The sequence below is a fragment of the Geomicrobium sp. JCM 19039 genome (assembly GCF_000698145.1).
Classification (GTDB): Bacteria; Bacillota; Bacilli; order Bacillales; family Marinococcaceae; genus Geomicrobium_A.
Window position 1 is genome coordinate 153,426 of sequence record NZ_BAXB01000003.1, and the last position, 22,681, is coordinate 176,106.

31 protein-coding genes and 4 pseudogenes are annotated in these 22,681 nt (G+C 42.8%); 19 read left to right on the plus strand and 16 right to left on the minus strand.

Annotated features, from left to right (window positions below; all coding sequences use genetic code 11):
* Positions 1–11: 11 nt before the first annotated feature.
* The 7 genes from JCM19039_RS04960 to JCM19039_RS21570 are packed head-to-tail and all read left to right on the plus strand — an operon-like array spanning position 12 to position 2,632.
* Complete coding sequence (locus JCM19039_RS04960; protein WP_042424528.1) at positions 12–278, plus strand: hypothetical protein; 267 nt, start codon at positions 12–14, stop codon at positions 276–278.
* Positions 271–405, plus strand: a complete 135-nt coding sequence (locus JCM19039_RS26330; protein WP_255343626.1) for a CD1375 family protein — start codon at positions 271–273, stop codon at positions 403–405. The genes JCM19039_RS04960 and JCM19039_RS26330 overlap by 8 nt, the downstream gene beginning before the upstream one ends.
* Positions 406–460: 55 nt before the next feature.
* Positions 461–613 carry a CD1375 family protein gene (locus JCM19039_RS24245; protein ID WP_193744148.1) on the plus strand — a complete coding sequence of 51 codons (153 nt, stop codon included), beginning with the start codon at positions 461–463 and terminating at the stop codon, positions 611–613.
* 36 nt (positions 614–649) lie between these two features.
* A complete protein-coding gene (locus tag JCM19039_RS04970; RefSeq protein WP_042424532.1) occupies positions 650–1,120 on the plus strand; it encodes a hypothetical protein in 471 nt (156 codons plus the stop codon).
* Positions 1,081–1,533, plus strand: coding sequence for a hypothetical protein (locus tag JCM19039_RS04975; protein ID WP_042424535.1), 453 nt, complete (start codon positions 1,081–1,083; stop codon positions 1,531–1,533). Before JCM19039_RS04970 ends, JCM19039_RS04975 begins: the two co-directional genes overlap by 40 nt.
* Before the next feature lie 14 nt (positions 1,534–1,547).
* The gene (locus JCM19039_RS04980; RefSeq protein WP_307189872.1) at positions 1,548–1,793 is read left to right on the plus strand and encodes a phage holin; all 246 of its coding nucleotides are present in this window, start codon (positions 1,548–1,550) and stop codon (positions 1,791–1,793) included.
* Between the two features lie 32 nt (positions 1,794–1,825).
* Entirely contained in the window at positions 1,826–2,632 is an 807-nt protein-coding gene (locus JCM19039_RS21570; RefSeq protein ID WP_052398519.1) for an N-acetylmuramoyl-L-alanine amidase family protein, read from the plus strand.
* Between the two features lie 136 nt (positions 2,633–2,768).
* Here the strand turns inward: JCM19039_RS21570 and JCM19039_RS04990 are convergent, their stop codons facing one another.
* The 5 genes and pseudogenes from JCM19039_RS04990 to JCM19039_RS05010 form a co-directional block, all read right to left on the minus strand.
* Positions 2,769–3,185: a hypothetical protein gene (locus tag JCM19039_RS04990; RefSeq protein WP_042424540.1), complete on the minus strand. Its 417-nt coding sequence runs from the start codon at positions 3,183–3,185 to the stop codon at positions 2,769–2,771.
* Entirely contained in the window at positions 3,185–3,772 is a 588-nt protein-coding gene (locus JCM19039_RS21575) for a type II toxin-antitoxin system HicB family antitoxin (RefSeq protein WP_052398520.1), read from the minus strand. Before JCM19039_RS21575 ends, JCM19039_RS04990 begins: the two co-directional genes overlap by 1 nt.
* Positions 3,765–4,019, minus strand: coding sequence for a hypothetical protein (locus tag JCM19039_RS05000; protein WP_042424544.1), 255 nt, complete (start codon positions 4,017–4,019; stop codon positions 3,765–3,767). Before JCM19039_RS05000 ends, JCM19039_RS21575 begins: the two co-directional genes overlap by 8 nt.
* Positions 4,020–4,209: 190 nt before the next feature.
* A pseudogene (locus JCM19039_RS05005) lies at positions 4,210–5,450 on the minus strand (DNA polymerase IV).
* A gap of 107 nt (positions 5,451–5,557) precedes the next feature.
* The gene (locus JCM19039_RS05010) at positions 5,558–5,779 is read right to left on the minus strand and encodes a hypothetical protein (protein WP_042424546.1); all 222 of its coding nucleotides are present in this window, start codon (positions 5,777–5,779) and stop codon (positions 5,558–5,560) included.
* 120 nt (positions 5,780–5,899) lie between these two features.
* On the opposite strand from JCM19039_RS05010, the gene JCM19039_RS05015 reads away from it, so the two are divergent.
* The 4 genes and pseudogenes from JCM19039_RS05015 to JCM19039_RS23605 all read left to right on the plus strand — a co-directional run.
* Complete coding sequence (locus JCM19039_RS05015) at positions 5,900–6,118, plus strand: hypothetical protein (protein ID WP_042424549.1); 219 nt, start codon at positions 5,900–5,902, stop codon at positions 6,116–6,118.
* The gene (locus tag JCM19039_RS05020; RefSeq protein ID WP_052398521.1) at positions 6,115–6,327 is read left to right on the plus strand and encodes a hypothetical protein; all 213 of its coding nucleotides are present in this window, start codon (positions 6,115–6,117) and stop codon (positions 6,325–6,327) included. Before JCM19039_RS05015 ends, JCM19039_RS05020 begins: the two co-directional genes overlap by 4 nt.
* A 207-nt stretch (positions 6,328–6,534) precedes the next feature.
* On the plus strand, positions 6,535–8,043 hold the full coding sequence (locus JCM19039_RS05025) for a recombinase family protein (protein WP_042424725.1): 1,509 nt from the start codon (positions 6,535–6,537) through the stop codon (positions 8,041–8,043).
* A 15-nt stretch (positions 8,044–8,058) separates the two neighbouring features.
* Positions 8,059–8,439, plus strand: a pseudogene (locus JCM19039_RS23605) (sigma-70 family RNA polymerase sigma factor); the annotation flags it as partial.
* 2,186 nt (positions 8,440–10,625) lie between these two features.
* On the opposite strand, the gene JCM19039_RS05035 reads toward JCM19039_RS23605, so the two are convergent.
* The 11 genes and pseudogenes from JCM19039_RS05035 to JCM19039_RS22985 form a co-directional block, all read right to left on the minus strand.
* Positions 10,626–10,901 (minus strand): HU family DNA-binding protein, encoded by a 276-nt coding sequence (locus JCM19039_RS05035; RefSeq protein ID WP_042401017.1) that lies wholly within the window; start codon positions 10,899–10,901, stop codon positions 10,626–10,628.
* Positions 10,902–11,060: 159 nt separating this feature from the next.
* The gene (mnhG, locus tag JCM19039_RS05040; RefSeq protein ID WP_042424552.1) at positions 11,061–11,444 is read right to left on the minus strand and encodes a monovalent cation/H(+) antiporter subunit G; all 384 of its coding nucleotides are present in this window, start codon (positions 11,442–11,444) and stop codon (positions 11,061–11,063) included.
* Positions 11,425–11,706, minus strand: a complete 282-nt coding sequence (locus tag JCM19039_RS05045; protein WP_042401020.1) for a Na(+)/H(+) antiporter subunit F1 — start codon at positions 11,704–11,706, stop codon at positions 11,425–11,427. Before JCM19039_RS05045 ends, mnhG begins: the two co-directional genes overlap by 20 nt.
* The gene (locus JCM19039_RS05050; RefSeq protein ID WP_042424555.1) at positions 11,706–12,188 is read right to left on the minus strand and encodes a Na+/H+ antiporter subunit E; all 483 of its coding nucleotides are present in this window, start codon (positions 12,186–12,188) and stop codon (positions 11,706–11,708) included. Before JCM19039_RS05050 ends, JCM19039_RS05045 begins: the two co-directional genes overlap by 1 nt.
* Positions 12,189–12,193: 5 nt before the next feature.
* Positions 12,194–12,901, minus strand: a complete 708-nt coding sequence (locus JCM19039_RS27120; protein WP_307190167.1) for a proton-conducting transporter membrane subunit — start codon at positions 12,899–12,901, stop codon at positions 12,194–12,196.
* 28 nt (positions 12,902–12,929) lie between these two features.
* A complete protein-coding gene (locus tag JCM19039_RS27125) occupies positions 12,930–13,673 on the minus strand; it encodes a proton-conducting transporter membrane subunit (protein WP_307190164.1) in 744 nt (247 codons plus the stop codon).
* Entirely contained in the window at positions 13,666–14,004 is a 339-nt protein-coding gene (locus JCM19039_RS05060) for a Na(+)/H(+) antiporter subunit C (RefSeq protein WP_042401027.1), read from the minus strand. Before JCM19039_RS05060 ends, JCM19039_RS27125 begins: the two co-directional genes overlap by 8 nt.
* Before the next feature lies 1 nt (position 14,005).
* Positions 14,006–14,438 (minus strand): annotated as a pseudogene (locus JCM19039_RS05065) (MnhB domain-containing protein).
* Positions 14,439–14,466: 28 nt separating this feature from the next.
* Positions 14,467–15,084, minus strand: coding sequence for a hydrogen gas-evolving membrane-bound hydrogenase subunit E (mbhE, locus tag JCM19039_RS27790; RefSeq protein WP_373975044.1), 618 nt, complete (start codon positions 15,082–15,084; stop codon positions 14,467–14,469).
* Between the two features lie 64 nt (positions 15,085–15,148).
* Positions 15,149–16,846, minus strand: a complete 1,698-nt coding sequence (locus tag JCM19039_RS05070; protein WP_373975046.1) for a proton-conducting transporter membrane subunit — start codon at positions 16,844–16,846, stop codon at positions 15,149–15,151.
* A gap of 268 nt (positions 16,847–17,114) precedes the next feature.
* Positions 17,115–17,249, minus strand: coding sequence for a sporulation histidine kinase inhibitor Sda (locus tag JCM19039_RS22985; RefSeq protein ID WP_081829246.1), 135 nt, complete (start codon positions 17,247–17,249; stop codon positions 17,115–17,117).
* Positions 17,250–17,635: 386 nt separating this feature from the next.
* Here JCM19039_RS22985 and JCM19039_RS05075 point away from each other — a divergent pair, with 386 nt between their 5' ends.
* From JCM19039_RS05075 to JCM19039_RS05110, 8 genes and pseudogenes are all read left to right on the plus strand, one after another.
* Positions 17,636–18,151, plus strand: coding sequence for a YqeG family HAD IIIA-type phosphatase (locus tag JCM19039_RS05075; protein ID WP_042424731.1), 516 nt, complete (start codon positions 17,636–17,638; stop codon positions 18,149–18,151).
* Positions 18,138–19,249 (plus strand): annotated as a pseudogene (gene yqeH, locus JCM19039_RS05080) (ribosome biogenesis GTPase YqeH). Before JCM19039_RS05075 ends, yqeH begins: the two are co-directional and overlap by 14 nt.
* Before the next feature lie 12 nt (positions 19,250–19,261).
* Positions 19,262–20,104: a shikimate dehydrogenase gene (gene aroE / locus JCM19039_RS05085; protein WP_042424558.1), complete on the plus strand. Its 843-nt coding sequence runs from the start codon at positions 19,262–19,264 to the stop codon at positions 20,102–20,104.
* On the plus strand, positions 20,094–20,387 hold the full coding sequence (yhbY, locus tag JCM19039_RS05090; RefSeq protein WP_042424561.1) for a ribosome assembly RNA-binding protein YhbY: 294 nt from the start codon (positions 20,094–20,096) through the stop codon (positions 20,385–20,387). The genes aroE and yhbY overlap by 11 nt, the downstream gene beginning before the upstream one ends.
* 10 nt (positions 20,388–20,397) lie before the next feature.
* On the plus strand, positions 20,398–20,988 hold the full coding sequence (locus JCM19039_RS05095) for a nicotinate-nucleotide adenylyltransferase (protein ID WP_042424564.1): 591 nt from the start codon (positions 20,398–20,400) through the stop codon (positions 20,986–20,988).
* Positions 20,969–21,547 carry a bis(5'-nucleosyl)-tetraphosphatase (symmetrical) YqeK gene (gene yqeK, locus JCM19039_RS05100; protein WP_042424567.1) on the plus strand — a complete coding sequence of 193 codons (579 nt, stop codon included), beginning with the start codon at positions 20,969–20,971 and terminating at the stop codon, positions 21,545–21,547. The genes JCM19039_RS05095 and yqeK overlap by 20 nt, the downstream gene beginning before the upstream one ends.
* Before the next feature lie 6 nt (positions 21,548–21,553).
* Positions 21,554–21,907: a ribosome silencing factor gene (gene rsfS / locus JCM19039_RS05105; RefSeq protein WP_042424570.1), complete on the plus strand. Its 354-nt coding sequence runs from the start codon at positions 21,554–21,556 to the stop codon at positions 21,905–21,907.
* Positions 21,908–21,921: 14 nt separating this feature from the next.
* Positions 21,922–22,659 carry a class I SAM-dependent methyltransferase gene (locus tag JCM19039_RS05110; protein ID WP_042424572.1) on the plus strand — a complete coding sequence of 246 codons (738 nt, stop codon included), beginning with the start codon at positions 21,922–21,924 and terminating at the stop codon, positions 22,657–22,659.
* The last annotated feature ends 22 nt before the right edge of the window (positions 22,660–22,681 follow it).

Genomic DNA, 22,681 nt, shown 5'->3' on the forward strand with positions numbered 1-22,681 from the left:
GAGGTGTTTTTATGGCAGAGATACCGTTCAGTCATAATCATCATTTACCATCTAAGGAAGAAATAATGATTGATGATCTCAAAGAGAATGTATCACTTAACCAACTAGACGCATTCGACCACATTGCAACGGTATACGAAGACATGTTAGACGGGCAACTTGACGCAATGGAGCAGGTTGCTTTTTTGTTTGAGCAGCAGTTAGAGGCAGAGCTATCTAATTACGAGGTGTTTGCCGAGCTTTTCGAGCTTATTGTGGGAGGTGATAATGGTGAATAGTACACAGATGGTGGGCGTTTATGTCACGCTCGTACAAGCAGGTCGACGCTCTTTAGAGGAGGGCGATGATGTCCCTGTCGTGCCTCAGATATTACGTGAGCAGGTGGAGGCAGAGGTCAATGCTTAGGTTGTTTAGTCGTATCAAATTAGCAACACAAATACTATTCTATGGAGATGATCAAATGGTAGTCGTATATGTAACGCTTATTGTGAATGGACGAAGAACGTACAACAGTGTGCCGATGATTTTAAAAGCAGATGTAAAAGCGGACTTGGAAGCGATGGGATTTACTGTTGATGATGCAGGAGATGTTAAGACAGCTAGCGCCGAGTAGGGCGTATTTTTTATGGGTGAAATGAGGTGGTGGTACATGGAAGACGGTAAAGCATATATCAGGTCTGATGCAGCGATCGCAAAAGTGGTTGCTGCATTTTTGCTTGTTTCGGGCGTGTGGCTCGCCCCGTCTGGGGTGCTCTTTATTACGATGACGGAAGATGAGATAAGCGGTATACGACCATACGAATATATTCAGCGTTACTTTGATATGGACTTACTGGGCATCTTGTTCTTGCTCGTTTCGCTATTGCAGATTTGGCTTGGTCTTGGTCAGCTAATCAAGTTTTTAGAGCATAAATCCACAATATGGGCGTTGTACGTGCTGGCAGGACTTGCAGGAGTGCTGTTGCTATGCCTGCATACAGCCATTGTTATTTTGACAGCAGAGTCACTCATTACAGTAGTAAGACAAATGGTGTTTTTAGGCATCAACATGTTATGTATCACAGGACCGGGGGTGTTTATGTGGATCAAGCAAATACGCGCAGCGGCACAGACCCCGTGACGTGGGACAAATTTAAAAAAGAGCGTATGGCGATCTCTCAGGAAATCATTCAGGGGGATGCAGCTACTGAGCGCAAGATGGTTGATCAGTTTAAACGCATAACAGACGCCACCAATCGTGCAGCAGAAAATCAAGAAAAGCTACTAACACGTATTGCTGACACCACAGACTCAAACACAGTAGCTATTCGGGAGCTAACCAAAGCGCAGGAACTGCTCAATTCTTCGATTAACCAAATTCAAAATGATCATGGTCGACGTTTGGAAAATATGGAATCCTCACAGGATAGAGAACACGAAATAAAAACCATTAGCCTTAAAGGATGGTTTGGCATAGGCGCTGCTGGATTAGGTGGTACCGGCATTATTACAGTAATTGTCACGTTCTTACTAAATTATTTACCGAACTATTGAGAGGAGAATGAAAAATGAAGATGGATAAAGGAACTTTTATTAGAACGGCCGTGCTAGTTGTGGCATTGATCAATCAGTTTTTAGCATCAGCGGGATTGTATGTTATCCCTGGAACCGAGGAGCAGCACACGGAGGTTATTGCAACGATTATTACTGGTATTGCCGCAGCTGTCGCTTGGTTTAAAAATAACTATGTGACTGCCCGTGGAAAGGCTCAGAAGGAAGCGCTCAAAAGGCAGAACCTAACCAACGCCAAATAAGGCGTATTTTTTATGTCGAGAGGAGTGATACCATGCACATCATTCAAGATTTAATACCCGCAAGCGCCCGCAATCGACCAGGCATTAAGCAGACGCCCCGCAAGATAGTCGTACATGAAACTGCCAACACATCGAGGGGCGCAAATGCAGCTATGCACGGACGGTATGTCAGAGGTCAAGATGCCCGTAACCGTTCAGTGTCGTGGCACTACAGCGTAGATGAAGCCGAGATCCGTCAACACTTACCGGACACGGAGAGAGGCTGGCACGCTGGCAGTGGCAATGTTGACAGTATTGGCATTGAATTATGCGTCAATATTGATGGAAATTGGGCTCAGACTAAGCGTAAGGGTCAACAGTTGATTGCGTTTCTTATAAAAAATTGGGGAATCTCACTAATTGAGGTCACCACACATCAGCAGGAAACTGGAAAGAACTGCCCAGCCAACTTGTTAAGAGAAGGTTTTGCAGCGTTTAAAGCTGGCATTGGCGTTTTGGAACAGGTTAAGTCTGAAACGATTGAAGATGAGGAGGTATATGTAATGTTAGATGCGGACTTTGCAAGCAATAACAAAGCGATTGAGGACGTTGTGAGGCGCTATGGCGTTAGTGACATGGAGGGCAAGTTAAAGGAAGGTAAACTCAAGCAAAGTGATCTATTTGGTACACTGGCAAAGGCGGCGATGGCTAATGGGTCAAGCAGGCGTAACCCTTCAGATGCACATGCTGGTTCAGTTAAGAAAGCCGAGGATAAAGGTGTTATGAGTGGTCGTCCGGGTGAGTATTTGACGAGAGAACAACTAGCATCTGTGCTAGACCGCACTGGGAACTTAGATTAGTATAAATTTTGAGAGAGTCGGAACCGGTAGTTCGTTTCCGATAAAAGCCCCGTTCAATGAGAACGGGGCTTGTTTGGATAATAAACTATCCACTATAAAACCCATGTCATAACTGGCATGGGGGTTTATTTACTACTTAATTGTCCTCATTAGACTTTTTTGGCCTTAGTTTAGGTGCAGATATTAATGGGTTCCCAAGCATTTTATCGCTTAAAAAGGCTATTATTTGTGAAGAATGCGAAAGGATTGGATAACTTATATCGGCTTGAGTCTCGCTATTTTGTAGAAATTCTTCTATATATTCTTGAGGAATTTCATCATCACTTTCCACATGGATTTTGTATCGTCCTTTTAATACCAAATCTAAATTAAATGTTCCTTTTATGCTCTCTTTTAATGACATTGTTAGTTCATCATCTTTTAGGCTATCTATGCTTAATTCATTTTCTCGTTTTATTTTATTTGTATTACTTGTGCCAAGTGAGACATTAACATATTCTAGCTGCACGTCGTAACTTTCAATTTTTATATTAAATTCAACTTCTCTAGTCATTATTTGATACCTTCCCTTATTGGAGCCCAATTTATTCTACTGTCACCTGTAGATCCTAAATCATCAAAGTCATTTGCATTGATATCGTTGTATCCAGTTTCAATAATTGGTCGAGCGCCAAACGGAGTTTCTTTTTTAGAATTATTAAGTGTGATCATTATATTAGGTTTTGCGATATTTTCTTCATATTTCTTTTTTAGTATATGACTTGCATATGAATCAGTTAAACCTGCAACAATATATTGATTTACTAGTGAGTTTAAACTAATCCCTTGAAGGTTAGCTTCTTGCTCCAACCGCTTATGAATTTTTTTACCTACTCTAGTAGTGAATTTTCCGCTAAACTTTCGAAGTTCATCTTCTGGTGGCTTAGGTTCAGGTATTGGTAATCCCTCACTCAATTTAAACTCAATATATTCTTTTTTAGCATTCTCTAAATTCTGCAATGCCTCTAATTGAGTTTCTCCATCACTCATACATCCCTTAAGCTCAGGTACTTCAGCTAACCAACCTCCACCATCTTCATAAGGTATCGGTTCTACAATTGTTTTATATTGTAAAGATAAATAAAAATTTAAATCATTCATGGTTGTCATCCTCCTCAATTATTTCTTCAATTAGGCGAATAACTTTTTTAACATACACCGTCTTAACTTTACCTCCGTGAACGGATATCATTTGAGTTTCACCTGTAGGTGGATATATCATCTTCCAGTGACTACCACCATGTTTAAAAATACAACCATATCTTTCGGCAACTCTTCTTAGAGCCTTAAAATCAGTGTTGTTAGGGCTGTTAACTATTTTCTTGAATTCTTTTTCTATCTTGGACATTAACTACGCTCCTTATACTCTATGCATAAGGCACCATATGTGATACCACCTTATAAAAATTTTAGCATGAATTTTTCTGGTGTCAATTATTTTTCATCTAAAGTCGCTGGACCTAGAGCGATTTGGTTAACGGAAATTAAAACACTGAAATCAACAAAAACCTATCCTTATTTGAAATGCACGACGACATCTATTTATAATGCCCGCCTAACTTTTTCGCCCTCTCCATCGCCATCCCTCCTGGACCGAGTGAAGCCGCCTGTATAACCGCAGTATTACCGTATCGGTGCTTGAGCTTATCAATCGCATGATTAAGTTGATCCCGAGTATTTTCAACCGTAAAGAGACTTAGCTGCATACTCTCTGCGGTATCTAATCCCCCTAGGTTACACCGACACTCCTAACGGCTTGTCGATCCCAATGATATTTAAACAACTTTTCAGCAGCATCATATATCGTTTTGCCGTCATCCGTCTCTGTAAGTAGCTTTTTCTGTCGACTAAAACTACTGCCACGATTGTTATAACTACCACCAACGCCAACCGTTACCACAGTACCTGCATATCCATTTGCACGTGTGCGACGAGCGACTTCTTCGCACAGCTCCCGGAGCACGATTTTTATTTCATCCCATGTTTTATAGTCGCGAGGTAGTGTCATGCTGTGTCCGATTGCCTTCCGACGTATATGAGTATCAATCGTAACGGGTGCTTCATCAATACCGTGCGCCGTTTGCCACAGCACCTCGCCGTTTATACCCCAGCGCTTAGTAATGTCTTTTAACTCAGCGTTCGCAAGCTGGCCAATTGTACGTATACCCATATCTCGTAGGTGGTGTTCCATACGGTTTCCAACACCGAACATTTTACCAATCGGCAATGGCCATAACTTATCGGGCATGTTGTCGTTGGTCAGACAAAAAATGCCCTCCGGTTGCTTTTTAGCAAAATGATCACACGCCATTTTTGCCATCACCTTGTTCGGTCCGATCCCGACACGAGCGATCAATCCGTGGTTTTGATAAATTTTATTTACCATTAATTGTCCGACTTCATGAGGTGTACGACCGTGTAGCGCGCCTGTCATCTCGACAAAGATTTCATCAATGCTGTACGGCTCGACGAGATCAGTGAACGTCTCTAGGATGATCGCAATTTCAATGGAGATATCGAGATACAGTTGCATGCGTGGCCTGACAACTACAAGGTCCGGACACTTCATCTGCGCTTCCCACAAAGCTTCTGCTGTCTTAACGCCCCGTTTTTTAGCGATAGGGCAGGCAGCAAGAATAACACCACTACGTATCTTGGGATCGCCAGCAACCGCAACAGGTTTGTCTTTTAAGGTTGGGTCATAGGATTTCTCAATATTGGCGTAGAACGACTGCATGTCAACAAGCATGACAACACGATTCTTTTTATTAGTCGGCATAGGCTGTTGGTCGCCTTTATGCTGTAACAATGCCTCACGGTGCTCCGGTAGGACCATCCGTGATGATTCCCAGCGCATGTTGGAGCCGGGGGTTAGTTTGTTGCCCGTCATAAAGTGATCACCTCAGCTTTTAAAATGTCACTATATTTAATAATGGTAAATGTTGAACCATCTTTAATCGTTATCTCTTCATCACAGTCCGAAAGTTTTGAGAGGTGACCTGTTACTTCATTAGTTATGTCACCAACTATGAATGTAATTGACAGCAGGTTTTGTTGTTCCGCAATACAAGTGAGGAGTGTAGTTTTGAAGGAATCGATGTTAGTCATGTTGAGCCTCCATTTAGTTTAACCTATCCACATTATACACGAACAAAAGTTCGTATCAAGTGTTGATTTCGAATGTATGTTCGCATATACTTAGGTAAATACTAACGGAGAGTGGTTATTATGACTTATAAACAGAGAGAGGCACTCGATGTCGCAGTAGCTTATATTGATAGGTATGGTTATGCTCCTACATTCAGAGAAATTAGTGATTTAATGAATTACCGCACCGTATCAACCGTTTACGAACTATTCGTTAAATTGAAGGAAAAAGGCTATGTGACTTGGGAAGTGGATAAGTCGAGAACTTTAAAGATATTAATGAGGGAGGAATTACAATGATAGGGTATGTGCTTCAACATTCATTGTCATCAGGTAAACCTGTCAGCATTATATATGAAGCGAAAGATGGGATTTTAAGTCAAAGACGAGTCACAGTTCGAAGGATGGATGAAAACACTGCACTGGTTTGGTGTCATTATAAAAGAGCAGTACGAACCTTAAAGATTGCCAATATCTTATCAGCAGAAAAACAAAAGGAGTATGCCTAAACCATTAGAGCATGCTCTTTTTCACTACAAATGAAAAATATAGTGAAATGTAAATGTCAAGAGTACAGGCGGCACCTTCATACTCATTAAAATGGAGGTGTGGCGATATGCGTGTTATTTTGCATCAAGGTGAGTCATCTGATCGTGTTAGACAGGAATGCTATACGCTTATCAAAAGCTATTACCGAAGCCGGAGTGTGATGAATGATGATCGGGATATATGTGAGAGTAAGCACCGAAGAACAGGCGAAAAGCGGGTACAGTGTGGAGGGGCAGCTTCGGGATTGCCAGGAGAAAGCGAAGACAAAAGAAGTACTTGAATATATTGATGATGGAATAAGCGGGTCTGTGCTAGATCGTCCAGCGTTGACACGGCTTCGTGAAGATATTAAGCAAGGCTTGGTGAGTAAAGTCGTCTGTTATGATCCAGATCGACTCGCTCGGAAGCTCGTGCATCAACTTATTATCTCGGAAGAAATTGAGAAAAGAGCATCCATTGAGTTTGTAAATGGTGAGTTTGCACGTACTCCAGAAGGTATGCTTTTTTATCAAATGCGCGGTGCAATCGCTGAGTTCGAAAAAGAGAAAATCAACGAACGTATGAGTCGGGGTCGTGTTAACAAAGCACGAAAGGGAAAAGTCGTTAAGAACAGTTATATGCTCGGTTATGATTATGATAAAGAAAATGGAATGTTCATAATCAAAGATGAAGAAGCTAAGATAGTTCAATTAATTTTTAACTTGTTTAACAATCCTCCTAGTCATATCAAAGGTATGAATTCGATTGCCAACTACCTAAATGAAATGAATATACCCACGAAAAAGCGAAAGGGCATTTGGCATAGAAATGTTGTAAGGCAAATTCTCTTAAATGAGAGCTATACCGGTGTCTATCATCAAAACAAATGGAACACTGAAGATATGCTCGGAAACAAATATAGGAGTTCAGAAGATCGTGTAGCTATTGCCCTACGCCCAAGAGAAGAATGGATCACCACAGAAGTGCCTGCCATCATTAGTCAAGAAACGTTTCAAAGAGCTCAGCAAAAACTTGAGACGATACGCCGAAGATCCAGCAAGCAGAGTAAGCGTAAGTATATGCTTAGTGGATTGTGTCGGTGTAGGAGATGCGGAAACACGATAACTGGCCGTTACAGCAAGAACTGGAACAAATACCGTCGGGAGTATACATGCTTAAAAAATAGTGTCGGAGCTAAATCGCGTGGATGCACACCTTCAATGCGACTGCCGGCAGATCGTGTAGAAGTAGAAGTGTGGGATAAAGTTGAGAAATGGCTTAACGATCCATCAGAGATTATTGTTGCTTCAGAATTTGAGAATGAGAGTTCGACTCCAAGTTATGAAGAAGCTGAAATAGCAAGAATTAATGATGAAGTTGAAAAGCTTCGTATTGCACGTAAAAGGTTGTTTGAGTTGTTCAGTGCAGATTTAGATATATCTACTGACGAGATCCGAGAGCAACTGAACGATAACTCTCAGCGCGAAAAGGTGTTGCAATCTAAACTCGAAAATCTTGAACAGAAAAATAATGATAATCAGATACATGAAGCTAACGAGGTTTTGTTACAAGAAGCAGCTGAATATTACTTCGAAAAAGAAGGTCATCTCTCCTTTGAGGAAAAGCAGGAGTTGCTCAATAAAATTGTTAAGGAAATCATCATTGATGGGGATGATGTACACATTTACAGTTATTGACGCATAGGTAATGTAATAAGGATCGAGATCCTTATGCATTTACGTTCACTAAAGAAAGTGCGTAAAGACGTTTCCATTAATGAACCGATTGGTGCAGATAAAGAAGGAAATGAGCTTAGTCTCATGGAAATTCTCCAAGATGACGCACCAGACATCGTCGATGCGTTGCAACTGAAGATGGAGAAAAAACAAATATACGAGTGCATTCACGTTCTGTCCGAAAGGGAAAAAGAAGTCGTTGTCGGTCGTTTCGGCCTTGGTGAAGACGAGGAGCGTACTCAGCGCGAAATCGCAAAGGATTTAGGCATCTCAAGGAGCTACGTGTCTCGAATTGAAAAACGCGCTTTATTAAAGCTTTTCCAGGCGTTTTATAAACAGCAAAAAGGTGAATTGTAGAAGGAAAGTTCCACACTCTTAATCTTAAATGATCGTCAGCGCATTGAAATTAGCGCCCCCTCAACCTCGCTGTATAGGTAGGTTGGGGGGTCTTTGTGGAAATTTTTGATATTAGTGAGAGGGGATGACCAGGCAGGCCACTGAAAAATCGCATGATCTTCTATCGACATTCGGTTTAAACATCACAACTTCATGTTGCGGGAGTGAAGGTTCTAAGCACTTACACATTTGGGATAAACTGGAATCTTATGATTTAGATAGAAAGAACTTAAGATTTTCCTGATTTGCGCTGTTGGGTGTTGGGTTGGATGGGAGCGCGGTGCTATTCTGCGCGCAAGTTTGCCTATTTTAACGATTTTGGCGCTCCTTCCGCTAAACTCCTGCGCAGTTTGTTCCAACTGGAGTGCAGATTCTAAGTTGAAGTGCCAACGACACGTCGGCCCCGTCGGGGGCCGAAACGAAGCCGCATTCGATTCGGAACGAACCGCGCCGACGTCTTGTGGGTACTTCGGGGCAGGGATGTACACTTGACCCGATGATCTGTTACCGAGTTTGCTCATTCTGTTACCTAGTTTAGGAGAATATATCGCTTTTCCTGCGATTTTCCTCCACTTGAGAACAGTTCGGTCGCAACTCGAGCACAGTTTCCACTTTACCAAGCTACCCATTGGTTCTTAAAGAATTTCACTGGATCCGATGACCGAGATCGGTCTTTACAGGCAAACGCCTACTGATCGTCTGTTGAAGTTCATCTCACTTCGATGTCGCTCGTTGTTCGTTACTGCAAGGGTTGTGGGAAACACAAAAGACGTTTTCTGAATGGTAAAAAGGCGTGACCGATAGTCACCACCTCGCGCAAGCGTGTGATCTCCTGGCACATATGTGACAATCCAGCCTTTAAACCGTGCACTTTCGGTCCTCAACGGTCACATAGATCGTGATTTGTGACCGTTGACTTCGTTTATGTGCGCATCCACGTTTAAAATGATGATTTTTCTTTCCCAAGTGTCACACAAATGAATATATGGGGCATTTGGGCTTCTTTCCACACCCTGACCAGTAGGCAAAAGCGTGAACCGTGTTGCTCTTATGATTTGAAGTACATAGAAAACACGGTGGCCGTCTTTTGAACACCGATGTTGCCCTCTTATAGTCCGGACTACATAGAAAACACGGTGGCAGATGTTTCGCCACCGCTGTTGCACTTGTGCTCTGGAGTACAAGCATCCGCCTGAAGTAGAAAGCAACAACAAACTGCGCAATGAGGAAAATATTAAGTTCATCCTATTAGATCATGTCCGAAACGATCTAATAGGATGAACGAAAGAATTTCATGGGATGCCAGGCTGTAGAGAATCCATCGTTATTTCATGTGATTTGACTGTTATGGAAAAAGTGTCTTCACACCCCGTTCGCGTAGCTAAATTACTCCAATGGTTTTATACCGCGAGGGGCAGGGAGCGTGGTTTGCATTGTGCACGCTAGTTTACACTTTTTGTGATCAAGTTTGCTCTTTTTAGCGTTTTTAGCACTCATTTCGTAAAACTTGCGCGCAGTTTGTTCCAACTAGAGCGCAGATTGGACTAAATCGAACACCTCACGACCTGTCGGCCCCAGCGGGGCCGAATTTAAATCGGTCTCAATTCGGCGCGACTCGCGCGACGGAAGTTTTGCCCTTGCACCTCGGGGTGCGGGGGCTGGGTGTGCGACTCAATGAACATCGCTTTGGAACTAGATTGTTGACCGATTTCTTTAAAGTGCTGAATCTAATTCCATAAATGAAGGTTTGGTACTAGATGTCGATCGATTGGAATCAGAAAGAGTCAAAATGGTCACATATGAGTGAATCTGATTCCAATCAATAATCTTTGGAACCAGTTTTTGCGCCCCACGTTAAAACCCCGCAGCTCAGAAAAATAAATCGCTTTTTAAGCCCCTCGTTGCGTGTATAGCGATGATGGTTCTACTTTTGTATATTGTATTTGTTTTCATCACGCTTTTTCTGTTTATCTAGCAAGAAGGCGCTCTATTGCGGCAAACAGGCCGTTTTACAGCGATAAGGGGTTTGGTTATAGAGAATTCGACAAAGTCTCTTCATAAGCGAAATATGAGCAATGAGAGGCTGTGCATAAAAAAGAAACCAGGTATCGGCAACATCCGACACCTGGTTTCTTTTTTCATATGGATTATTCGTTGACTGCATCCTTTAGTTGCTTACCTGGGCGGAAAGCAGGGTTCTTCGTTGCTGGGATTTCGATCTCATCTCCAGTTTGCGGGTTACGTCCTTTTCTGGACGCACGCTCGCGAACTTCAAAGCTACCAAAGCCAACAAGTTGAACTTTGTCGCCTGCCTTAAGAGAATCGGTAATGTTGTCGAATACCGCGTCTACGGCCTTTGAAGCTTCTTTTTTGGAAAGATCTGCATGTTCAGCAACAGCATTGATCAAATCTGTTTTGTTCATTGAAATTACTCCCTTTCATGACATTTTAATCCGGGTACACTACAAATTTACTCATGAAACCCTTGCTATGTCAAGTGTTGTACCGATATTTAAGAGAAATGAAACGTTCGTCTAAAGTATAGCCGAGAAAAATGCGCTTTAATCATTCGGTCTTTAGAATCAGCGATCCGACGGCTTTTCGGCGACAACATCGCTTCTTGTCGGCTTTACGTGTTCCGGATAGCTGTCATGAAGTTCATCAATCTCGGTGTTCTCCCAAAGTTCGACACCAATGCGGTGAGCGGACCTAGAAATGATCATAGCAGCGACCGGGGCTGTCAAAAAGACGAAAACAATGGCGAAAAGAAGCTGTAACAACAGCTCGCCTCGCATTAAAAACATAAAGAATGTGCCGATGATGACGAAGATGATTCCTAATGTTGCACTTTTCGTAGCCGCGTGCATGCGCCCGTAGGCATCTTTTAAACGGAGGATGCCGATCGACCCAATTAAGCTTAAAAATACACCTAAAATAATACATATACTAATGAGAATCTCGATCAATGACGACACCCCTCTCGAGGAATTTGGCAATGGCTACTGAGCCTAGGAATGCGAGAATCGCAATGATGAGGGTTACTTCTACGTAAGCACTTGTGTCTTGGACGATCATAATGAGACAGATGACACCGATCAAATTTAGGCCAAACGAGTCAAGCGCGACAACTCGATCCGAGGTTGTTGGTCCGATAAGCGCACGAATTAAGCAAAGGGCAATGGATATAGACAATGCAATAAGTGCATAGGGGACAATCGTCTCAACCATTATTCTCCCACCTCTCGTATAGCTTTTTCGAAACTGTCTGTGATGTCTTTAATAACATCTTCTCGGTCATCAACATGAATGACGTGAATATATAGGGTTCTAGCATCTGCGGAGTAATCCATCGTTAATGTACCTGGTGTTAATGTGACCAACATCGATAGGATGGTTATCTCCCAATCGTGTTTGAGTGTCGTTGGAACGGCAATAATGCCCGGTTTCACGTCACGTTTCAAGTTCGGATTTAACACGACTTTCACCATGTCGTAATTGGCGACTAACAATTCTTTTATAAATAAGAGAACCAATTTCAAAATCGCAAATCCTTTTCTTAAATAGAAGGGCTGATCTAGTATCCCTCTGAAAAAGTAAACGATGATCATACCTAGAATATAACCGATAAGAAAATCAGAACCTGTATATTCCTGTTGAAGGGCGACCCAAATGACCATAATGGCAACGTTTAATAAAAATTGAAAGACCATAGCATCTACTCTCCTAATACCGTATTGATATAGTTGCTTGGTTCTAATATTTCTTCAGCAATTGTCATCGATACTTGCATCACAGGTTCTGCTGCAAAACCAAATACGACAGTAAGCATAACGAGTGGGATGATCGGGTAAAGAAGCGAACCGACCTTAATTTTTCTTTGCTCAGATGTATGTTTCTCTTTGCCCCAGTACACATACATCATGATTTTCACCATGGAGTAGAGGGTAAGGAGACCGACAAACAGGGCGATCCCTACGATGATGTAATGTCCTTGATCCAAACCATCTAAAACGAGGGGATATTTCGCAAAGAAACCTGTAAGTGGCGGGATACCAGCTAAAGACATGGCTGTTATGAAGAATAGCCAAGCAAGCCAAGGATGAGAGCTCAATACGCCTCCCATTTTCTTTAAGTCACTCGTTCCCGTTATCCGTTCAGTCACACCAGCAAATTGAAATAGCGCTGTTTTAACGATGCTATGGTGTGCAATGAAATAGATTGCACCAGCAATTGCTAATGGTGAAAAGATGCTAAAGCCCATCATAATATAGCCGTACTGACTAATACAGTGGTATGCCAAAATGCTCTTATAATTATAACTTGCCACTGCACCGAGGACACCTAAGATCATCGTGAATGCCGCCATAACGAGGATAACAGTATGCGTGAACTCTGGATTTTGATTAAAGACGACACTAAACATCCGAATAATGGCATACAAGCGACTTTCGTTAATAAACCACCAAATAGGGCGGCGATGGCTGAAGGAGGCCCCGTATAAGCCGTGGAAGCCAAAAGTACAGCGGGAAGATGGCGCCTTTTACACCGAAGATGACGATGAAAAGCACGGCGATGACGTTTAATAGGCCGTCTTGCCCGAGCTCAGCAACGCGCACGCCTAAATGCGCGAAATTGAGTGTGCCGGTTGTCGCATAGATGTAAGCAACACCTGCTAAAAATAGCATGGATGCAAACATGTTAATGACAAAATACTTAAAGGTCTCTCGCAGTTGAAACTTGCTGCTGCCGTGCACCATAAGTATGTATGAAGATATGAGCATAACTTCAAAGAATACAAACAAGTTAAAGAGGTCACCCGTTAAAAAGGACCCGTTAATTCCTGTGAGTAGGAAGAAGAAAAACGGATAAAAGAAATAACGTGAACGTTCAGGGCGGATTGTTTTGAAAGCATAGTATAAACTAACCGTCCCGATGATTGCTGAAACGAGCAACATAAAAGCAGATAATAAGTCGGCAACGAGAGGGATGCCGTATGGGGCTTGCCAATCTCCTAGGTGAATTACAACGGTTCCATTTGTCAAAACCTCAGAGAACAGAAGAATACTTCCGATGAGCATGGCTAGCATCGTAACGGCACTGATTACCTTTTGAATCCGCTCATTTTTAGAGAAAAAGACGAGCACAGCGCCCATGATGACCGGGACAATCAGTGGTATTAGTATTAAATTAGTCATCATTAGCCCCCCTTAGTTCATCAAGATCATCAGTTTTATGAACGTTATATAGTCGGTATGCGAGTGCAAGTGAAAAAGAGGTCATACCGAAACTAATAACGATGGCAGTCAGAATGAGCGCTTGTGGGAGTGGGTCTGTATACGCCCACTCCGCTTGGTCAACAAGCGCTGGCATGCCTTCTTTTAGTCCAGCCATTGTGAGCAGCAATAGGTGAGCACCGTGGGACAAAAGAACAATTCCAATGACGACACGTAAGATGCTGCGTGTGAGCATAAGGTAAGTTCCCACCATGAAAAGCACACCGATTGCGATTGACATGAGTAGTTCCATATTAGATGTCCTCCGCAATAGTCAGGATAATGAGTAATGCTGCCCCACCGACACCTAAATAGATGCCTAAATCAAACAGAACAGCGGTCGTCAATTCAAACTCGCCAAAGAAAGGCAGATAAAAGTAATCGAAAAACTGTGTGAGAAACGGCAGGCCGACAACGGTACCGATCAATCCGGTAAGCATCGAAATCAAAATGCCTGCAGCAATCCATTTTATATAATCAATAGGGAGAATCTTATTTACTTTACGCTGGTCAAAGGTCACGTACAGTAGAAGAATAGACGTTGCCAACATAAGTCCACCGATAAACCCACCCCGGAGCGTTATGCCCGGCAAAGAATAGATAAATGGATAGAGCGAGAATCAAAAATGCGGCGACACGCGTGACGTGAATGAATAACAGGTTGTTTGTTTTCCACTTCATTGCCATTCGTTCTCACCCTCCTTTAGACGGAATTTTACGACCGCATAGACGGCGAGTGCTGCGATGCCGAGAACGAGCAATTCGAGCACCGTATCCACCCACGGTAATCAACAAGGATGACGTTGACGACATTGTAACCACCTGCAAGATCTGCAGAATTTTCGAGATGGTACTGAGAAATTGGGATCAAATCATGTCCCTGTCGATACGCATTAGCAGCGAGTGCAACGAGCGTAACTGTAACGCCGACACCCACCGAAATGATGACATTCGTCCACTTAAACAGCGGCTTGCTTTTTTCTTTGCGAAGTTCAGGTAAATGATAAAATGCAAGCATAAACGGGATCACGACGACCGTCTCGACTAGTAGTTGAGTCATTGCTAGGTCAGGTGCTCTAAAGAGCACGAACAAAACGGCGATGTAAAAACCGACAAAACCTAGCATAACAATTGAAGCCACTCGCTTTTGAATGAGAGGGATAGAGAGTACAGATACGATAAACATCCCGATGATGATAAACTCGTAAAGTTCAACATCACTCATTCCTTCTAAATTTATGGCAAAACTGTTGTACTTCACCATCGTATATACCGTTAACAAGACTAAAAAGATGGCGGTTACGGCAAGATAATCGCGAAGCCGACCGGTCATTTGTACGTTTGTAATGCCCGTTGATCCTCGGATAAGCCAGTTAAACCAGCGTCATATACGTGGTTTACGAGATCTCGCTCACGATTATAAATGGCAAGTTTTTGCAACGGCGCATCGTTGCATAAAGAATGCCACCAAGGACAAAAACACCAATGGTCATAAATAGTTCGATTTCAAATCCGTGCCAATGTGTAATGTTTACATCAAATGCGGCATGTGATTCTGGTATCCCTTGTAATATAGAAGCCATCGCCGGCGCGATAAATGTGTCGGCCAAGAGGTTTGGAAAGATCCCAGTAATCACGACGATTGCAACGAGAATAATTGGACTAATAAGCATGCCGATCGGTGCTTCGTGTACTTCTTTTTTGAAGTTCTCTGGAATAAATTTGCCTCCAAAAGTACGAAACACAAAGATACAGCAATATAAGAATGTAAATACACTCGCGACCCAACCGATGATCGGGAAGAATATTCCTGCCGATTGCATGGAGAAGATCTCAAACTGAGTGGCATCGGTAAGTGCCATGAAAAATTCTTCTTTACTCAAAAAGCCATTGAATGGCGGTAAACCGGCCATGGAAGCCGCGCCAATCGCTGAAATTGTAAACGTTGCTGGCATGATGGTCAGTAGACCACCCAATTTACGAATGTCACGGGTACCTGTCTCATGGTCGACAATGCCTGCGGCCATGAACAAGGCACCTTTGAATGTAGCATGATTAATAAGGTGAAATACTGCCGCAAGAATTGCACCTGTATATAATTCGTCGGGTGCATCAAAGTAAAGAGCTGCAGAGCCAATTCCGAGTAAACTTACGATCATGCCTAGCTGACTTATCGTTGAATAGGCAAGAATGCTCTTTAAGTCTTTTTGACGAACGGCAGATATGGAACCGTACAAGAGCGTAAACAGTCCGAAAGATGCGAGAATCCAAAACCATTCCGCGCTTCCGCCAAAGAAAGGCGTGAAACGAGCGATGAGATAGATTCCGGCTTTTACCATCGTAGCTGAGTGCAAGTAGGCGCTGACAGGTGTTGGCGCTTCCATTGCATCTGGCAACCAGATGTGGAACGGAAACTGTGCAGATTTGGTGAGCGCACCGACTAAGAGTAACAACATTGCAGGAAGGAAAAAGGTTTCGGTCGATAGCCCATCTGCTCCTGCAATCATCTCTTGAATGCTTAACGTTCCGGTCATTAAGTAGAGAAGCGCAATCCCTGCGAGCATTGTAAATCCGCCAAACACCGTGATGAGTGTTGACTTCTGCGCGCCCTTAATAGAAGCCTCTCGCTTAAACCAGTAACTAATGAGTAGCATCGATGACAAACTAGTCAATTCCCAGAACACATAAAGAACAAGGATGTTGTCTGATAGAACGACACCAAGCATCGCACCCATAAACATTAATAAATAAACATAGAAGTTATGGATTTTTTCCTGGTTTTTATCGAGGTAATAGATTGAATAAAGAACAACGAGAAAACCAATCCCGGTAATTAATAAGGCGAACAGTAGACCCCAACCGTCAACAAAGATAGAAAAATCCATTCCTAGCGTTGGAACCCAAGGTACGGAATAGTAGCTATTGTTGCCATTCATCACATCTGGGAGATAGGTGATGAAATAGACAAATAGAAACAATGGCAATAGAAATACGAACCAACCTGTATGAACAGGGCGTATGTATTTATACAAGATTGGAACAAAGATTGCCAAGATAAATGGTGATAGAACAAGAAGTAATGTCAGTTGTTCCATATGTCGGTGTGCCTCCAGTCTGTAAGCTATTCCCTGAAAGAGTTATACTTGAGTATAGCGCATACTTAAAAACGTGCCCACTCTAAACTCTTAAGGCAATCGTTTCTTTTTAAATAGGATAAGAAAAACGTGAGGGAGGGGAAAATGGAACTTTATACCTAGGCAAGTTTTTCTTTTTAACTTCCCCAATAAGAAGTTGTCAATACAAAAAAAGTAAGCAGCACACAATGTGCCACTCACGAAGACGCGTTCATGTATTGGTGTATAATTAATGATGGAGTGCAGGAGTCAGTGCCCTTCTTTCGACTTCCGATCGAATGATGGCAATGAAATCTTCGCTTAATTGCAAATGCAATGCTTGTTCATATGCTTCTAATAGCATGTCGTCAGAAAGGTTGCGCATAGGGTTACCGCAAGACGCGGGTACACCTCCTCAATATATCATTGCCTTTAGGTGTGTAGCCTCTTGTTTGAATCTATTATGATCCTATCACGAACCTTCGACTTGAACAACTGCACTGTTATCCACAGCGCGTGGTGGATAAAATGTGAAGAGAATGTTTAAATGTTTGTTTAACCTTGATCCTATCGGATGCGAATAAGTGGATAAGTTTATCCACAGAGCTGTAGATGCATTTTTTGTCGATAAATAATTACGATTTTCTCAGCTTTTGTTTTGACTATGAGTGTGGGGAGAGCGTGACGGCGTGTGATCGTTGAAATCACCACCTAAAGCAGGTATACTTTCAGTTTAGTGATAGTGAGGAATGTTACGGAGGAGGAGCAACTTTGTTAGGAGCCATGGTGCCGGATCAATTTGCAGAGAGTATATACGAGATTGATTTAAAAGAGTTGAAAGACCGAGGGGTCAAAGGTGTTATTACCGATTTAGACAATACATTAGTAGAATGGGATCGTGCTGATGTTACGCCTGAGTTACTAGATTGGATTGAGATGGTCCATCAAGAAGGACTAAAACTTACAATCGTTTCTAATAATACGAAGAAACGAGTAAGCACGTTTTCAGAACCGACGGGTGTTGCGTTTATTCATTCAGCCAAAAAGCCACTCACTCGAGCGTTTAAGAGAGCGATGAGAGAGATGGGGCTGCAAAAAAATGAGGTTGTCGTCGTTGGTGATCAGCTGTTAACCGACGTATTTGGGGGCAATCGTGGTGGATTTTACACGATTCTTGTCGTTCCAGTATCTGAGACAGACGGATGGATGACGAAGGCGAACCGGAAAGTGGAACAGATGGTTATGAGGAAGTTAGAAAGGCGGAAAAGACACCATGGAAGTGAATGAAGATATCATCTGTTCGGGGTGTGGTATACCTGTTCAGACAAAAGATAAAAATGAACCAGGATATGTTCCTGTAAATGCATTGCAACGCGACGTCATCGTTTGTCAACGTTGCTATCGGTTGAAACATTATAATGAAGTTCCTGATGTCCCGCTCACGGATGAAGACTTTAGCAAAATGCTTTCTGATGTAGGGAAGCAAGACGCGCTAGTCGTCATGCTTGTTGATCTCTTCGACGTTGAGGGCAGTTGGATGCTTCATCGCAAAGATTTAAAGCACCTGCCGCTGTTGCTCGTTGGCAACAAGTTCGATCTATTGCCGCAATCGGTGAATGAAAATAAAATTCGGCTTTGGCTGAAACGAGAAGCGAAGGCAAAAGGTTACGCTCCTACATCGATCGAGCTTATGAGTGCGAACAAAAAAGCAGATGTTGTACGTGTGGCAGCCGCCATTGATGAGTTGCGGAACGGTAGAGATGTATACGTCATCGGCAGCGCAAATGTTGGCAAGTCAACCTTCATCAACCAATTAATTCGGGCATTTGAAGGTGATGATGATCAGCTCATTACGACCTCAGTGTACCCAGGGACAACGCTTGCGTTTATTGATTTGCCTTTAGATGACGGCTCAAAGTTATATGATACACCGGTGTAATCAACCCATCACAAATGTTTCAATCATTACCTCGTCACGCCGTACATGTATTGCAACCACGAAAAGAAATTAAACCGACCATTTTCCAGTTGCAGTCCGAGCAAACGCTTTTTATCGGTGGTCTTGCCCGTATGGACTTTTTAGAAGGTGAGTCAAATCATTTTGTTTGTTATTTTCCTGAGGCGTTCAAGCCGCACCGGACAAAGTTAGAAGCGGCCGATGATTTGTATGAGCGTCATAAAGGTCAGGATTTACTTTTGCCCCCAGCAAAAGATGTTCTGGAACAAGTGCCAGAGCTTGTGTTACACACGTTTTATATTAAAGAGGATAAAACTGATCTTGTCATTCCAGGGCTAGGTTGGATTACTGTCGGTAAAAAAGGAGCAAAAGTGAACGTATACGCACCGAAAAATGTCAAAGTTACCCTTCGATCAGCAATCATTTAAGGAGGAGAGTAAATGAAGAATTATGCAGTCATTGGCAGTCCGATTAAACATTCGATGTCTCCGTATATGCATAACGAACATTTTAACGCACAAAGTGACGCTGCGTATTATTCAGGGTATGATGTCTCTCCGAGCGACCTGCCTGAGGCAGTTCGTGCGTTTAAGACTCTTGGTGTATCAGGGTGGAACGTTACGGTTCCTCACAAAGTGAACATTATGAACCTACTGGATGACGTTGATATTGAGGCGCAGATGATTGGTGCTGTCAACACGGTTGTCAACGACGGTGGGAAGCTAACAGGTTATAATACAGATGGTAGAGGGTTTTTGAATGCGCTTCTCGCCATGACGGGTTCTGAAGCGTTACGGCAGATGAATGTTCTGATGATTGGCGCTGGAGGTGCTGCTAGAGCTGTCGCGTATTCCTTACTCACACATGGGGTGAACAGCCTAAGTGTCGTGAACCGGACTGAGGAACGTGCCGAAAAAATTGCAGCGGATTTTGCTTCTATAGGCGCTATGGATGTTTACTCAACGAATAATATCACACCGTTACTTCCTCAATTTGATTGTGTAATTAATACCACATCAATCGGGTTGCACGGGGAGCCGCTAACACTCATTGATTCGACCAAATTGAAATCAGGCGTTTATTTGAGCGATCTGATCTATAATCCGAGTGAAACCGCTTGGTTAAAAACACATCGAACGAATGCAAGAGCAGTACAAAATGGCTTAGGGATGTTTATTGAGCAAGCGGCTCTAGCCTACGAACTATGGAGTCAACGTGAAGCAAACCGCACGGTGATGAAACAAACAGTCGAAAGAAAGTTGGGAATACCACATGCAACTTAAGAACAAACAACTTAAGTATTTAAGAAGCGAAGCAAATGCGATTAAACCGATACTGCAAGTAGGAAAAGCGGGAGTGAACCCGAACCTCATTTCTCAAATCAAAGATGCGCTAGAGGCTCGAGAGCTCATTAAAGTGAGTGTGTTGCAAAACTGTCCTGAAGATAAGAATGTGGTTGCAAATAAGCTCGCTGAACGTTCACAGGCCAACCTCGTTCAAGTGATTGGCTTTACGATCATTTTGTACCGCCCATCCACTGAAAATCCACGCATTGAACTACCGTAAGGGGGAGAAAATGAGAAAGATCGGCATTTTCGGAGGTACATTTGACCCTGTGCACATTGCTCATTTAATTCTTGCTGAACAAGCATTAAATGAGTGTTCGCTAGATGAAGTGTGGTTTATGCCAGCGAATACTCCCCCTCATAAAAAGCATGAAGGAATGGCAGATGGTAAAGACCGAGCACACATGGTAGAGTTGGCGATCCAGCACCACCCGCAGTTTAAATTATTGCGACTGGAGCTAGCGAGAACTGGCCCGTCCTATACGGTCGACACGATTGAAAATTTGCTGCAAATTTACCCGAATGAGCAATTTTATTTTATTATTGGTGGTGACATGGTAAAGAGTTTGGAGCGATGGCATCAAATCGATCGGCTGCGCGACATGGTTCGTTTTATCGTGACGGACCGGCCTGATTATGTGTTGGAAAAAGGGGAACACATTTCGGAAGCGATGGTGTATATTCACGTACCCCAAATGTCCATCTCATCCTCAGACATTCGTTCTAGAATCAAAAAGCAGCAATCCATTCGGTTTCTAATTCCGGAGGAGGTAAGGTCTTACGTCGAGGAGAATCGCTTGTATGAAAACGAAGGACATTGAAAACCGAGTAAAAGAAGTGCTTCCAGAGTCAAGGTTTACGCATACGCTTGGCGTTCGAGATGAGGCGGTGCGACTTGCAAAACAGTATAATGAAGATACGTACCGAATTGAAGTGGCAGCCCTTCTTCATGATTATGCAAAACCTCTTGCAAAAGAGTCATTGTTAAATGTTCTAAAACAGCATGAACCGAACGAAAACTTCTCCGAATATGGAGGTGTTCTTTTACACGCGCCTGCAGGTGCTTATATGATTGCGCGTGAATTTAAGGACTTAATCAATCAAGATATTTTTAATGCTGTTTATTGGCATACAACGGGACATCCGGATATGTCTACATTTGAAAAAATCATCTTTCTTGCCGATTTCATCGAACCAGGACGTCATTTCCCTGGTGTTCATGAAGTGAGAAAAGCGACAGAAAAAGGTTTAGATGAAGCAGTAACGGCTTGTTTTGTAAGTACAATCTCACATCTAGTCGAGAAAAGACGTCCGGTACACCCGATGACACTAGCCTCTTACAATTCAATGCTTATGACCAATCCATCAAGGAGTGAATGACTTTTTATGAATGATCAACCACTAGTGAAGCTTGCTGTACAAGCTGCAGACTCAAAAAATGCGCAAAACATTAAAGTATTACACATGAATGGGATCTCTGTCGTTGCCGATTACTTTATGATTACCCACGGATCTTCTGTGAAACAAGTGCAAGCAATTGCAAGTGAAGTGAAAGAACAGGCAGAGAAGAACGGATATGAAACAAAGCGTATGGAAGGTTACCGAGAAGGCCGCTGGGTGTTAATCGATCTCGGAGATGTGGTTGCCCATGTTTTCCATGAAGATGATCGACTGTACTATAACCTCGAAAAACTTTGGGGAGAAGCCGACCAAATTGAAGTTGGACGGATGCTTGCTTAAGGGGTTGAAACGATATGTACAGTGAAAAAGGAGCCCCGCTCTACGATTATTTAATGCAGGATGCCCCGTATGAGCGTTGGTTGGAGTGGACAAATCATGTGATTACTAAACGTAATCCGAAAATATTAGACGTTGGGTGTGGTACGGGCACGCTCATGTCTATGATGCTCTCACAAGGTTATGAAGTGAGTGGGGTAGACTTGTCGGAATCGATGCTTGCAGCTGCCGATGAAAAGATCCGGCGGTTGAATGGTTTGAAACCAAAGCTTCATGCGCAAGACATGAGCGAGTTGTCGCTAGGAGAATCTTACGACGTGATTACCGTGTTTTGTGATTCATTAAACTATGTGCTCGAAGAGCAAGACGTTCAGGCGAGCATCGCATCTTTTTACAATCACTTAAATGAATCCGGCATTCTTATTTTTGACGTGCACTCACTTTCTAAATTTCTAAACGACTTCCCTGGGTTTAGTTATGGAGATGATGATCCGGATGTGTCTCTTATTTGGAATAGCTATGAACTAGAAGATTTGGAAAACGGTGTCGTGCATGATTTGACATTTTACCAAAAACAATCCGATGGGAACTACGAGCGGGTGGATGAGACGCATATGCAGCGCACATTTTCTGTCGATACGTACATAAAGTGGCTTCTGCAGGCTGGATTTCGCGACGTTCAAGTGACCGCAGATTTTACAGATGAAGCGCCAACTGAAGAGAGTGAACGCATCTTTTTTGTTGCCGCTAAGTAAAGTATTGTGACGACGAGTAGAC

Excerpts from the sequence above, each read along its gene's own strand:
- JCM19039_RS04960 (WP_042424528.1), top strand. The coding sequence starts at position 12 with ATGGCAGAGATACCGTTCAGTCATAATCATCATTTACCATCTAAGGAA.
- JCM19039_RS24245 (WP_193744148.1), top strand. The coding sequence starts at position 461 with ATGGTAGTCGTATATGTAACGCTTATTGTGAATGGACGAAGAACGTAC.
- JCM19039_RS04970 (WP_042424532.1), top strand. The coding sequence starts at position 650 with ATGGAAGACGGTAAAGCATATATCAGGTCTGATGCAGCGATCGCAAAA.
- JCM19039_RS04980 (WP_307189872.1), top strand. The coding sequence starts at position 1,548 with ATGAAGATGGATAAAGGAACTTTTATTAGAACGGCCGTGCTAGTTGTG.
- JCM19039_RS21570 (WP_052398519.1), top strand. The coding sequence starts at position 1,826 with ATGCACATCATTCAAGATTTAATACCCGCAAGCGCCCGCAATCGACCA.
- JCM19039_RS04990 (WP_042424540.1), bottom strand. The coding sequence starts at position 3,185 with ATGACTAGAGAAGTTGAATTTAATATAAAAATTGAAAGTTACGACGTG.
- JCM19039_RS21575 (WP_052398520.1), bottom strand. The coding sequence starts at position 3,772 with ATGAATGATTTAAATTTTTATTTATCTTTACAATATAAAACAATTGTA.
- JCM19039_RS05000 (WP_042424544.1), bottom strand. The coding sequence starts at position 4,019 with ATGTCCAAGATAGAAAAAGAATTCAAGAAAATAGTTAACAGCCCTAAC.
- JCM19039_RS05010 (WP_042424546.1), bottom strand. The coding sequence starts at position 5,779 with ATGACTAACATCGATTCCTTCAAAACTACACTCCTCACTTGTATTGCG.
- JCM19039_RS05015 (WP_042424549.1), top strand. The coding sequence starts at position 5,900 with ATGACTTATAAACAGAGAGAGGCACTCGATGTCGCAGTAGCTTATATT.
- JCM19039_RS05020 (WP_052398521.1), top strand. The coding sequence starts at position 6,115 with ATGATAGGGTATGTGCTTCAACATTCATTGTCATCAGGTAAACCTGTC.
- JCM19039_RS05025 (WP_042424725.1), top strand. The coding sequence starts at position 6,535 with ATGATCGGGATATATGTGAGAGTAAGCACCGAAGAACAGGCGAAAAGC.
- JCM19039_RS05035 (WP_042401017.1), bottom strand. The coding sequence starts at position 10,901 with ATGAACAAAACAGATTTGATCAATGCTGTTGCTGAACATGCAGATCTT.
- JCM19039_RS05045 (WP_042401020.1), bottom strand. The coding sequence starts at position 11,706 with ATGGTTGAGACGATTGTCCCCTATGCACTTATTGCATTGTCTATATCC.
- JCM19039_RS05050 (WP_042424555.1), bottom strand. The coding sequence starts at position 12,188 with ATGGTCTTTCAATTTTTATTAAACGTTGCCATTATGGTCATTTGGGTC.
- JCM19039_RS27120 (WP_307190167.1), bottom strand. The coding sequence starts at position 12,901 with ATGTTTAGTGTCGTCTTTAATCAAAATCCAGAGTTCACGCATACTGTT.
- JCM19039_RS27125 (WP_307190164.1), bottom strand. The coding sequence starts at position 13,673 with ATGACTAATTTAATACTAATACCACTGATTGTCCCGGTCATCATGGGC.
- JCM19039_RS05060 (WP_042401027.1), bottom strand. The coding sequence starts at position 14,004 with ATGGAACTACTCATGTCAATCGCAATCGGTGTGCTTTTCATGGTGGGA.
- mbhE (WP_373975044.1), bottom strand. The coding sequence starts at position 15,084 with ATGACCGGTCGGCTTCGCGATTATCTTGCCGTAACCGCCATCTTTTTA.
- JCM19039_RS05070 (WP_373975046.1), bottom strand. The coding sequence starts at position 16,846 with ATGGAACAACTGACATTACTTCTTGTTCTATCACCATTTATCTTGGCA.
- JCM19039_RS22985 (WP_081829246.1), bottom strand. The coding sequence starts at position 17,249 with ATGCGCAACCTTTCTGACGACATGCTATTAGAAGCATATGAACAAGCA.
- aroE (WP_042424558.1), top strand. The coding sequence starts at position 19,262 with ATGAAGAATTATGCAGTCATTGGCAGTCCGATTAAACATTCGATGTCT.
- yhbY (WP_042424561.1), top strand. The coding sequence starts at position 20,094 with ATGCAACTTAAGAACAAACAACTTAAGTATTTAAGAAGCGAAGCAAAT.
- JCM19039_RS05095 (WP_042424564.1), top strand. The coding sequence starts at position 20,398 with ATGAGAAAGATCGGCATTTTCGGAGGTACATTTGACCCTGTGCACATT.
- yqeK (WP_042424567.1), top strand. The coding sequence starts at position 20,969 with ATGAAAACGAAGGACATTGAAAACCGAGTAAAAGAAGTGCTTCCAGAG.
- rsfS (WP_042424570.1), top strand. The coding sequence starts at position 21,554 with ATGAATGATCAACCACTAGTGAAGCTTGCTGTACAAGCTGCAGACTCA.
- JCM19039_RS05110 (WP_042424572.1), top strand. The coding sequence starts at position 21,922 with ATGTACAGTGAAAAAGGAGCCCCGCTCTACGATTATTTAATGCAGGAT.